Source organism: Paenibacillus shenyangensis (genome assembly GCF_000346635.1).
Lineage (GTDB): Bacteria > Bacillota > Bacilli > Paenibacillales > Paenibacillaceae > Saccharibacillus > Saccharibacillus dauci.
The window spans coordinates 14,050-26,222 of sequence record NZ_AOIG01000016.1 but is presented as its reverse complement, the minus strand read 5'-3'; the positions used below and the strand labels follow the sequence as shown (position 1 = coordinate 26,222).

Genomic DNA, 12,173 nt, shown 5'->3' with positions numbered 1-12,173 from the left:
GCCTATAAGTGGAACTAGCCCTCTTTTTCATACAAAAAGCCTTTTGCATAAGACAGCTGCTCTCTAACAAGAACACAGACTATCATCGCAAAAGGCTTTTATTCATTATTTATAATATTTCTTTCACCTGTATTATTTCTTTGTAGCTCTCAAAATAAAACTCGGCTTATTGATCCTGTTTTTCATACATAGGTACATTTGTTAGCTACCTGAACGCTTAACCAAACTCAATTGTCTATCTTTTTGGTAGTACTTAGCAAAAGAGACGCTTTAATTACTCTTCTGTCTCTTCCTCTTCAGCATGGAAAATACAGACGAATTGCTCGGAAGCTCCTTTTGCTCCAAAAGCATTCTCTCCCGTACTCATTACGGAGAAACCGATATTCCGGTAAAATTCAGCACCTTCGGCATCCGCATCAGCCATCAGCATCGCTGGTTTTTCCATAGCCAGCAGCTTGAGTATAATACCGCGTCCATAGCCCAGTCCCCGTTCATCCGGAGCAATAGCCATATGACGTACTCGCAGGGCATCCGGCATTTCCTGATCCTGGGCACAGCCGATCACGCCAATCCACACGCCTTCTTCCAGGTATCCGTACAGCCGGAGCTCGGGTTCGGTACGATATTGTTCAATAACAGCGTTCAGTACATCCTCATCCGGAAAAACAGCATAGGATAACAGCTCACGCAGTTCGGGTTCATCCAGACGTTTATTAATTAATTCCAGCACAATAGTTCCTCCTGTTTGCTCATATCCACATCCTTACTATCTTACTCCTCCAACTTGACTTGCTGCAACACATCCGGCTTAGATTCTTCCGGTTCCCGGCAAACGGCATAGGTCACCCAGTTACCGCGGAGTTCAATATCCTTGTCGTCCTTGTTTTCCTCGATGGCCTGAGCTACTGCCTTGCGTGCAAGCACATTCCATCCTGCATAGCTCTCATCCAGAATCTCCAGCAGACGTTCCGTACTCAGATTAAGCTCAATATTGCCTTCTTCGACTTTATCCGTCTCCTGCTCGACCTGCTGCACCGAAGACGTCATGGAAATAAAGTGAATCCCGCCCATTCGTGTCCCTGCCTGCATATGCTCCAGTACCCGCCGGAATGACTCTTCCGAAGACAGATGCTCCAGACAGCCTGTTGCAATAATATAATCACAGCTGTCCTTCTCAATAGAATAATTCTCTACATCATGGGTAATGGCCTGAATCCGGTCTTCTACCTCATACTTGGCAGCATACTGCTTCAGCTGATCGATCGCATCTTCCAGCAGATCCACCCCGGTTACCTGCCCGCCCTGCGTAAGCTGCTGGGCTACCGGTATTGCATGCCTTCCTACTCCACAGGCCAGATCAAGCACATGAGGGGCAGGAGTATATTTAAGCAGACGCTCCAGCAGCTCCATAACGAGCGGGGTAGGCTGGGATATCCAGCTGCCAGATTCGAACAGCTCATTTTCCTTGTAAAATTGTTCATGGTATTTAGCTTCTGATTCTCTTGCTGTATCAAATGATGCACACATGATCTATCACTCCTGTTTTCCTCTAATTTGATCCTGCAGGTAAACGGGCAGCACAGTATATTCTCCTGCAATGAACACCCGTTCCATTTACTTAAGTACCATTACCCACAACGAAGGATTTTCCTACATAGTGATAGTCATATGGCCCGTTGTTGATGCTGAATCTATAGATATACCCGTCTATATAGAAGAAAAATATTCAGTTGCTATATTAATATTTCTCGATCCTGCTAATTTGCCTATACCAAAAAGAGTCTGTATGCATTATGCATAACAGACTCTACTTTATATGATCAGTATGGACATCTTAATTCACCAGCTGCTCCAGCTCTTGCTTTGCCTTTTCGTAGGCAGGGAACAAAGCCTCAACCATCTCTGGTATCTCCTGGATATCTTGCTGACGGGATCTTTTCTCAATTTCGGATAGCAGCTGAGACAGATGGTTAATACCAATACTGAGGCTGCCTGATTTCAGTTCATGCGCTGCATCTGCGAGTGCTTCGGCGTCACCTGCTGCAGCAAGCGTGCGCAACCGTTCCAGCTTCTTTGGCGTCTCGCTCTGATACATCTCAATCAATGTACGCAGTACTTCCGGATCTCCGGCTTCATTCAATTCTATAATTTCCTGAATCACACTCATATCCAGGATCTTCTCCGTAACCGTGACAGGCAGCCATTTATGCATAATACGGGTCAGGCTGTCCAGATTCACCGGTTTGGTTAGAATATCATCCATGCCTACATCCAGACAGCGCTGCCGATCTTCCTGGCTGGTGTTGGCTGTGAGAGCAATAATCGGAATGGCAACCCGCATCTCGGCTGCTTCCAATTCGCGTATTTTACGTGTCGCCTGAAATCCATCCATCACTGGCATCCGATTGTCCATTAGCACCATCAGATAATTATGACTGAGATAAATGGACACTGCTTCCTGTCCATTACTCGCTGTATGCACATTCGTAATTCCCATCTTCTTCAGCTGTAGCTGAATAACCTGGCTGTTAATCGGGTTATCTTCTACAATAAGAATCGGTTTTTCAATCTGTCCGATAGCCAGAGGTGGCATTGCAGATTCTTCCTGGCGGCCTGGCTGTTCGGTTCTTGTTGGTCTTGTTTGAACCAGCAGTTCGGCTTCTTTCGGACTTTTCTTAAGCGGAATATCAAACCAGAACGTAGAACCTTTGCCTTTATCGCTTTTCAAATCAATTGTTCCTTCCATTAACTCTACCAATGACTTACAAATGGAGAGTCCCAGCCCGGTTCCTTCCACATCCTGCTGCTCCGGCCGATCTGCCTGTGCATAGGGCTGGAATAGATTCTTTTGATGATCCGGTGCAATACCGATGCCTGTATCAGACACCTCAATGTGGAGGGCTTGTGAATTTGCACTATTTTCTTTCAATTGTATGCTAATTTCAATTTTGCCGTTTTTGGTAAATTTATTCGCATTGCTGAGCAGATTTAGCAGAATCTGACGAATTCTTCCGCCATCTCCGATCAGATCACTTTCGACCCGATAATCGATAAATGCAGAGATTGTATTCTCGTTCTCTCTTACCTTTGGTTCGATTAGACGAATAATATGATCGAGTAACAGACGCATATTAACCGTACTCTCCTGCAATTGCATTTTGCCAGCTTCCATTTTGGACAGATCCAGCATATTATTAATCATCCCCAGCAGAAGTTCGGCCGACTCCTGAATGAGCATAACCGAGCGCTTCTGTTCATCGGACAAATCCGAAGATAGCAGAATATCTGCCATACCGATCACACCGTTCATCGGTGTACGTATCTCATGCGTCATAATTGCCAGAAAGCGGGCTCGTGCATGATTGGCATGCACTGCTTCTTCTCGCGCTGCTGTTAGTTCGGCATTGCTTTTGGCCAATAGACGCTGCAGATTGACCAATTCACTGTTCATCGACGAGAATTCAGACAAAATCCGTTCTTCCTGGTGTTTGCTATTGATAATCTGGTGGGAAAGATCTTCAATCGTTTTGCGCAAAACCATGATTTCATGCTCTGCATTTGACATTGTATTCATCTTCCCTTCCCTTTATTCCGGCTGATCCGGTTATCCGAGTTCTGCCACAGGTACCAGAGTATCAGCCAATTGAATCGCTTTATTCGCATCCGGAGCATAACCATCTGCTCCCACCAGTTTCCAGAGACCCTGATCTATATTAAAAGGCAGCCCTCCAACAATAATCTTGATATACGCTGTCTTTTCGGAAGCCCGAATCTTCTCAATCAGCTCGTGAACGAGATGAACATGAAATGTCATCGTTACCGAAATGGCCACCATATCCGCTTTATAATCTGCTATGGATTGAATCAGACTGTGATCGGGAACATTGGCACCCAAATAATACGTATCCCAACCGTCCATTTCAAAAAAGTCGGTCAGCATCCGAATACCAATCTCATGCTGCTCTGTACCGACACAAGCGGACACCAGACGACGAGGTCTGCCGGAACCACTTGCTTGCAGCCAGTATGGATACAGCCTGGAGATGATACTCTGTGTAGCTGCTGTACAGTAATGTTCCTGTGCAACATTTATCCGGCTAATTTGCCATAACCGTCCGATTTCATATTGTGATTTTTGAAAAATATGAATATAAATATCTTTTATGGATATTCCCTGATCGAGCAGAGTAATAATAAGTGTGTACGCTTGTTTGCGGTCTGCTTGCAACAGATATTCCAGATACTCTCCCGCTTCTGCTCCGAGAGTGGAATTGACTACGATATAAGATTGTTGAAGTTCTGCTGTCTTCACATGGTCAATGCCCATATCCAGGTAATCCACTACCCGAGGCTTGTCATGATGTTCGAAATGCTCCAGCAGCACCTTTTTGATCGCAACCAGGTTAACGATCAGATCTTCCTCGGTCACCCGGTAACCGCTTAAAAGTAATTTGAGCCAAGAGATATAGTTTATGAACAATGCAGGGCTCTTCATAAGTACGCTTTCTGCTAAATAACTCAAGCTATACAATGAATCCTGTTTTGTTCGCTCTCTACCCTTGGCTCCAAAACGCTGGTACAGATCTGGCTGCTTCAGGTACTGCATGCGTGTCACCTGTTCTGCAAGCCGATCTGCTTCTATAATTAATTGTTGTCCTGCTGTTTCTTTTTCCTGTAAGGCCATCTGCGGACACCTCCTGACTTGTCAGTGAAGAGGACTACTCCGCACGTACCAGATAACGTCTGACAGAAGGCTTGATATCTGTTAATTCCTGATCCGGATAATTGCTTTCCAGTTCATGTATACGCTTGAAATCGGAACCCTGTACCCAGGCCATATAACTTTCTTTGGTATCCCAGGACATGTGAACGATCAATTCACCCGGTGTAGTCTCACTCTGAAGAAGTTGAAAAGATACAAATCCCGGCTGCCGATCCACTGACCTGCTGCGGTTACGGTAAACCTCCACCAGCTCTTCAGCTTTGTGTTCTGGCACCTGGACAATGGATTGCACAATATACACGAAATGATCTCCCCCCAAGCGAATTACGAGCTTATACCATATTAATAGGCTCGTCAAGTTAAATGCCTGCAACTGCGTTGGTCCCTATTTAGTAGTCATTAGTGAAATTTTCCCATAGATTGCGTAATTAAGCAAGTTCCGATACAACCAATTTAGCTACGTCTGCTAACTATCTGTCCTATATAAACAGTCCAAAACACCCTGTATACGGGGGATTTATAAGTGATTGCTAACTATAAACAAAAAAACACAGCAGCAAGCGCATACTGTGTTAAAATGTAATTCTTTTGTTTTCTTACTTATATAGTAGTTTGCCGGAACTTTCGAAGTTTCTTTGCATCCAAAAATACTAATTCGTAGAGTTCTCTTGCTCCTGATAACCATTCATCACTTCATACAAGCGTTCTGCTGCACGATCATCAAAGCACAGCTTCAGATTATTATCCGATTCCCTGGCAAGCACAGCAGAGTAAGCATACATGGTATGTTCATACTCTTGTACCGCTTTGTCCATATCTTTGTGACGAGTGATGGACAAAGCCAGTTCCATTGCATCCCGTAAAGCCATATTTACTCCTTCTCCTGCAAAAGGAGACATCAAATGCGCAGCATCACCAATCAATGTAACACCAGTGCGCGATTCCCACACCAGACCAACAGGTAGCATATAGATTCTTCGAGGCAGAATTTCTCCATCCGCAGAACGAATATACTGCTGAAGTTCTATACTCCAGTCTTTAAAATAAGCAAGCAGCTGCTGCTTCGCCTGTTGAGGCTGATCGAATGTTATACCTGAATGGTCCAACCACTCTTTTTCTACACGAAAACTGAGATATACCCGTATACGTCCATCCCCATTCAATTGGGCAATGATTCCACGATGATCTCCCAATGCAAATAATTTGCCCTGCCGATTAAAGGCTGCAATCTCCGGGTGTTGATGTACAGCATCGTTCAACCAGATTTCGATCATACTAATACCGCTGTACTTCGGCTGTGCATCTGTTAATAAAGAGCGGATATGGGAGAACGCCCCGTCTGCTCCTACGACCAGATCGGCATTTGCTTTCTTGCCATTTTCAAATTCCAATTCCCAGGTGCGGTCTTCCAGTGAGACCGTCTGAACCAGTCGATATCCCCATTGAATCGTATCTGGTGGTAGTGCATCCAGCAGCAGACGGCATAACGCTTCACGATCGATCTCCGGGCGGGTACCTGGATGATCGGGATCAGCGATTTCATCTAAATAGATATGTCCCTTTTTATCCAGTAGACGGAAGTCTTCACCTTCATAACGTGCCAATGCCTGAAATTGCTCATATAATCCAGCTTCCTGCAACGCTCGCTGACCAGAGTCATGATGGATATCAAGTGATCCACCCTGCTGACGGGCTGACAAAGATAATTCACGCTCATAAATAACCGAAGAAATCCCATGACGCTGAAGAATAAGAGACAGCATCATTCCACCAGGTCCTGCTCCAATAATTGCTACCCGCTTGTCAGACCAATAAGATGTACCCATTTGTTTACCTCTTTTCTGAATATAATAAAAGGGAGATCATAATAAACCTGTCTACATATTTTGATTGAGCTTGGTTAATATTTTACGCAGCATTACTGCTTCCTCTTCGCTTAGCGCCTGGGTAATACTCCGCTCAACTTCCAAAAACATTTCCATGAATTCTTCGTATAATTGCGCAACATGAGGCATTACATATAGCTGTTTTTGACGTTCATTATGCTCAGGTATAACTCTTCTGATATACCCTTTTTTCTCCAGTCCCTGCAGCATACTGGTAATGCTGGCTCCTCTACGATTGAATTGCTCTGCCAGATCCTTTTGAATTACACCTTTATCCTGATGTTCGTAGATATATCCCAGGATCTGACCTTGCTGTGCATTCAAGCCCAGCTCCATCAGTTTTAGATCTGCTGTATGTTTCAGTTTTGTACCAATCTCACGGAACAGATCGGTATACGGGGTCGTTCGAATTTCTTCTTTCATAATCCTATACTCCTTTCCAAATAGTTAGATTTCTAATTGTTTTATTATAATAACAGTTAGAACTCTAACTGTAAAGCCAATAAAAAAGCCCAACCGGTAGAAATTCTACCGATCAGACTATTTTGCCAGCGGCTGCAAAGCCCAATTTTTTTAAAAGCGGAATCACCTGTAACTTTTCCTCATGATCCAGTCCGGCCATTGCATGTTGAATCACTTGTTTGTGACCAGCAAAAATACTTTCAAAGAAATCCCTGCCTTGCTGGGTCAGTTCCGCAAAAATAACGCGGCGGTCTTCCTCACAGGCTCTGCGGCACAACATGTTTTTCTTTTCCAGTTTGTCTACCACATACGTAATATTTCCGCTGGAGATCAGTACTTTTTCCCCGATCTTTTGCAGTGGCTGGGATGTCTCGCTATGATACAGGAAATCCAGCACCCCAAATTCAGTAGGATTCAGTCCATAACTTTGAATATCACGGTGAATATGCGTCATAATCGACTGATACGTACGGGATAATACTATTAATAAATGAAGGGATTCTTTCTCATCCATCTCATTATTATTCGGATTATTAATGTTCATTTCGGCTTCCATCATACTTCCTCCTCTCTGCTGAAGACGGTCAGGCACAGTCGTACCCTCCCCATGAGTATATAAGAGCGCCTGCAAGAGTTCTTCTTTATTAATGAAATAAAGAGTATGAACCAACTGTACAGACGCTACCTATTTTAGCATATCACTTGCTTATTGCCTAAGTTTTATTCTATTAAAAATTAGAAGCCTTTTGCAGTCTCGGCAGCTTGTTCCAGACCTTCAGCAACGATCTGCTGGGAACGATCAGGGAACGCGTTATGACCTTCGATAATAAATTTCTCTACATCTGTAATGCCCCAGAATCCGAGCAGTGTTCTTACATATCTTACAGCCAGTTCGATGTCTGCTCCTGGACCTTCGGAGTATACGCCACCACTAGCATGCAGAAGCATTACTTTTTTGCCGCCAGCCAGTCCTACAGGACCTTCTGGAGTATATTTGAATGTTTTGCCAGCTTGGGACAGGTAGTCAAAGTACGTGTGCAGTACAGCAGGAACTGTGAAGTTCCACAGTGGGAAAGCAATAACAACTTTCTCAGCAGCAAGGAACTGGTTCATGTAACGGTTGATGCGATCTACAGCAGACTGCTCTTCGGAAGTCACTTCCATACCTTGGGAAGCTTTGAAGTTGGCACCCAGTACGAATGCATCGTAGTAAGGAGGGTTTTCTGCAAACAGATCCAGTTCTTCCACTTCATCCTGTGGATGAGCTGCTTTGTAGCTGTTCAGGAATGCTTCATACAGTTGAACGCTGACTGCCTGATCGGCAGGACGGTTATTTGCTTTGACGAATAATACTTTGGACATATTGATATCTCTCCTTCAATTTCACGGGAAATTATTAATTAGTAAATCTTAATTTAAAGATAGTATAAAAAATACGTTTTGTCAACAATAAATTTCTACTTTAAGATATTTTCTATTCCTCTATTATTGAGATGTTGAGAGGGATAGCTATGCATGTTGAGAGAAGTATCAATCTATATAGAAGAAACTATTGATATATTCCGAACCTAACCCAACAAAAAACACCTTGCGATCAGCTGTTACCACGCAGCAGACTATAAGGTGTTTTTTGATTTTAAAATATTGTTGGTGCCATTACGTTACTTTTCATTACAAAAAATGTATAAATATCCGATATACAATGTGTATATCCGGTACTTTACTTATTTGCCTGCACGCAAAATTTCAATCGTTCCACTATTGTAGGCAATTACTGCCGTACTGGCCATGTTGATAAACAGCCCATTATCGACAACGCCGGGAATATCGTTCAATTGTCGATGCATACGCGCCGGATTCAGAATTTCTTTGAAATGACAGTCTATTGTATAGTTGCCGTTGTCCGTGATAAACACTTCACCGGATTCTGTTTTGCGTAGTACCGGTGTGCAGCCCAGACTTGCCAGCTTTTCGATGGTCCACTCATGGGCAAAAGTAACGACCTCTACCGGCAGCGGGAAAGCACCCAGACGTTTGACCACTTTGTTATCTCCGGCTACGATCATAACCTGGCGACTGCGGGCTGCAACAATCTTCTCGCGCAACAGTGCTCCACCGCCACCTTTGATCAGATTCAGATCCGGATCTATTTCGTCGGCACCGTCAATCGTCAGATCTATCTGTCCTACTTCAGCGAAAGGAATAATAGGGATAGACATCTCTTTTGCCAATTTTTCTGATTCGACCGATGTGGCAACCGCTTTGATATGTAAGCCCTGCTGTACACGTTCTCCAAGTTTGCGAATAGCGTACACTGCAGTTGAACCGGTACCCAGTCCAACCATCATACCGTCTTCTACCCAATCGACTGCTTTCTCTGCAGCCAGCTGCTTGATATTCATGTTAACGTTTCACTCCATCACTCAAATTTGTATAATCGTCCATTTTCGTAGTCATCCTGCATTTATCTGCAAATGTAGTCAGCTCATCCATGGATTTCATGGATCATTTGAACTATACTAGGGACTGGTGAATATACACAGTCCAATCCTGCCGATTCACAACTCAAAGGAGCCACTCATATGCGAACCGAAGATCAGATTAAATCCAAGCTAGGCGAATTGAACACGCAAAAAAGAAATCTGCAAGCCCGACTCTCCACACTCACGCCGGAAGCTGCGGCGTACACTTCCCTGAATGAACAACTGGCAAGAATTGATGATATGACCACGATGCTGGAATGGGTACTTGACCCGCCTCAGGGCAAATACCATACCTGATTTGCTCTATGGTACATTTTAGCCCAAGTAAATCAGAATTACAAAATCAATTTGATGCTGATTCATACTCTTCTGATAACTTTTTATATTTTTGTTTCATTCCCAAAAAATAGTTTATATAGATATAGTCTATTTAACCCATGCTTTAAGAACTATTTATGATTAAAAAATAAAATTTCTATGTGCTATAACATATTCCACAACAATTTCCGACATATTATTTTGTGCACATCACCCACATGCCAGTTCATTTTTGCAAATGAAGGTGCTATTGTAAAATATTACTTGGCAATTAATGGTTCCAAATACCTAAATAACTTAATTGGTATTGAATCTATCTCGTTGCACACCATGTTTACGGAGTCTTTGTCCATAAGGCCTTGTTATATTGATTTTATTACCACAAACAGGAGTGAGAGAATTGAAGAAGATAAGCAGTATGTCTTTTTTTACGAAAAACCTATTAATCTCGGCGATCAACATTTTACTTATTGGTGTTATTTTGCTGGTCAGCAGTTACTTCACTCAGAAGACTATTCTGATTGATCAGCTTCATGGACAGATTCAAGCCGTAACCGACACCTTTGCCCAAGGAATTACAGCCCAGCAAGTGCAACAAGCCATGACTGAAAAAAGCTATGAAGGTGCTACCCAAAGTGAACTTCGCGCTTATCTGGACAATGTTAACAAATACAACCCTAATATTGCTCAAGCCTATGTATTCGGTACAGAGCTGACTAATGGTAATCAAACTTCTCTCGTGGCGGTTCCAACTAAGCTAATGGAAGCTCTTAAAGAAGGTAAAATGAACATCGGCGACATGTATGAACAGCCCCAAACGATCGTAAATGGTGTAAAAGAAATGCTGTCCACCGGCCAGACTACTTTTACAAGCTTCTATTCCGATGATTTTGGACTCTGGACTACTATTCTGTATCCAATCAAAAATGCTAACGGTGAAATCTTCGCCTACTTCGGTGTAGATGCAGATGCAAGTGCAGTACCGGACGGTCTTCATCAGTTGCTGGTACGCGGAATTACAATCATGGTTATTTTCCTGATCCTGATCTTCCTAATTCAATTCTTCATCGTTCGCAAAACGCTTGCACCGATCCGTGAATTGATTCGTGGTATTGAAGAAGTGAGCAAAGGAAATCTCGATATTCATATCAAGACAGGTACCGATGATCTGGGTATTATCAATCATAAATTCAACGAAATGGTAGCCAAAATGAACGGTGTTATCGTTAACGTTCAATCCGCTTCCAAACAAGTTACCGAATCTGCCAAGATGCTGATGGACAGCGCTTCTGACCATAGCAGCCGTTCTCTGACCCTGATCTCTAATATCCAGGAAATTGCAGATGGCATGAAATATCAGGAATCCGCTACTGAAGATACAGCCAAATCGATGACTGAAGTATCTACTGTTATTCATACTATTGCACGTAATTCTTCCAATGTATCAGATGAAGCTTATGCGATGGAACAGAAGTCTTCCCAAGGTAATGAAGTAGTAGCTGAAGTAACCAACCAGATGACCCTGATCTCCGAATCTGTACATGAGACTGCCAAAGCAGTCGAGCTGCTGGAAAGCCGCTCTCAGGAAATCGGCAATATTCTCGGCATCATTACCGGAATTTCCGGACAGACCAACCTGCTTGCCCTGAATGCATCGATTGAAGCTGCACGTGTTGGTGAACATGGTAAAGGATTTGCCGTTGTTGCCGGTGAAGTTCGCAAACTGGCAGAACAATCTTCCGAGTCCGCCAACCAGATCAGCTCTCTGATCGCCGAAATCCAGACCGAGATCCAAAACGCTGTAACCTCCATGAAAAAAGGAACTCTGGAAGTAGAACATGGTATGTCGATTGCTAACCAAACTGGCAAACTATTTGCCGATATCCATGATGCAACCAAAAAAGTAACGGAACAAATTCAGGACATTTCCAGTGCGACCCAGGAGATTTCTGCAGGTACCGAAGAAATGACTGCAACTACAGAAAACCTGAAATCGACAGCAGCTGCAGCCGCCGCTAACAGTGCCAAAGTATCGGAGCATGTGGAAAGTCAAAAAGCTACAGTCGTATCTACCTCTGAGGCAGCCAACCAGTTGTCTACAATGGCAGAACAGCTGCAAGAACTGATTTCACACTTCCATGTACGCAAAATCGATTAATTATTGTTGATCCTGTCATAGCCTGAAAAGAATGCCCTCCATGATTTTGATGGAAGGCATTTCTTTTCACGGTTCATTGGCTATATAACCTATATACATCTAATCCCTATCCATGCTTCATTCATATTGCCGTACTACAATAA

12 protein-coding genes are annotated in these 12,173 nt (G+C 43.4%); 2 read left to right on the top strand and 10 right to left on the bottom strand.

Features of this window, described 5'->3' with window-relative positions; genetic code table 11:
• Positions 1-274: 274 nt before the first annotated feature.
• The 10 genes from H065_RS0113435 to rpiA form a co-directional block, all read right to left on the bottom strand.
• Complete coding sequence (locus H065_RS0113435; protein ID WP_017813593.1) at positions 275-730, bottom strand: GNAT family N-acetyltransferase; 456 nt, start codon at positions 728-730, stop codon at positions 275-277.
• Positions 731-771: 41 nt separating this feature from the next.
• Positions 772-1,527, bottom strand: a complete 756-nt coding sequence (locus H065_RS25940) for a class I SAM-dependent methyltransferase (protein ID WP_017813592.1) — start codon at positions 1,525-1,527, stop codon at positions 772-774.
• Between the two features lie 307 nt (positions 1,528-1,834).
• Positions 1,835-3,574, bottom strand: coding sequence for an ATP-binding protein (locus H065_RS0113425; protein WP_081604130.1), 1,740 nt, complete (start codon positions 3,572-3,574; stop codon positions 1,835-1,837).
• 30 nt (positions 3,575-3,604) lie between these two features.
• A complete protein-coding gene (locus H065_RS0113420; protein WP_017813590.1) occupies positions 3,605-4,684 on the bottom strand; it encodes a cobalamin B12-binding domain-containing protein in 1,080 nt (359 codons plus the stop codon).
• 34 nt (positions 4,685-4,718) lie between these two features.
• Complete coding sequence (locus H065_RS0113415; protein WP_017813589.1) at positions 4,719-5,024, bottom strand: antibiotic biosynthesis monooxygenase family protein; 306 nt, start codon at positions 5,022-5,024, stop codon at positions 4,719-4,721.
• A gap of 349 nt (positions 5,025-5,373) precedes the next feature.
• The gene (locus H065_RS0113410) at positions 5,374-6,549 is read right to left on the bottom strand and encodes an FAD-dependent oxidoreductase (protein WP_017813588.1); all 1,176 of its coding nucleotides are present in this window, start codon (positions 6,547-6,549) and stop codon (positions 5,374-5,376) included.
• 51 nt (positions 6,550-6,600) lie between these two features.
• Positions 6,601-7,032, bottom strand: coding sequence for a MarR family winged helix-turn-helix transcriptional regulator (locus tag H065_RS0113405; RefSeq protein ID WP_017813587.1), 432 nt, complete (start codon positions 7,030-7,032; stop codon positions 6,601-6,603).
• A 112-nt stretch (positions 7,033-7,144) separates the two neighbouring features.
• Entirely contained in the window at positions 7,145-7,627 is a 483-nt protein-coding gene (locus H065_RS0113400) for a MarR family winged helix-turn-helix transcriptional regulator (protein WP_017813586.1), read from the bottom strand.
• Between the two features lie 179 nt (positions 7,628-7,806).
• Entirely contained in the window at positions 7,807-8,433 is a 627-nt protein-coding gene (locus H065_RS0113395) for an FMN-dependent NADH-azoreductase (RefSeq protein WP_017813585.1), read from the bottom strand.
• A 362-nt stretch (positions 8,434-8,795) separates the two neighbouring features.
• Positions 8,796-9,473 (bottom strand): ribose-5-phosphate isomerase RpiA, encoded by a 678-nt coding sequence (rpiA, locus tag H065_RS0113390; RefSeq protein ID WP_017813584.1) that lies wholly within the window; start codon positions 9,471-9,473, stop codon positions 8,796-8,798.
• Between the two features lie 180 nt (positions 9,474-9,653).
• Between rpiA and H065_RS0113385 the strand changes: the two genes are divergently transcribed.
• Both H065_RS0113385 and H065_RS0113380 read left to right on the top strand, forming a co-directional pair.
• Positions 9,654-9,851, top strand: coding sequence for a hypothetical protein (locus tag H065_RS0113385; RefSeq protein WP_017813583.1), 198 nt, complete (start codon positions 9,654-9,656; stop codon positions 9,849-9,851).
• A gap of 439 nt (positions 9,852-10,290) precedes the next feature.
• Positions 10,291-12,030 (top strand): methyl-accepting chemotaxis protein, encoded by a 1,740-nt coding sequence (locus H065_RS0113380; protein ID WP_036629995.1) that lies wholly within the window; start codon positions 10,291-10,293, stop codon positions 12,028-12,030.
• The last annotated feature ends 143 nt before the right edge of the window (positions 12,031-12,173 follow it).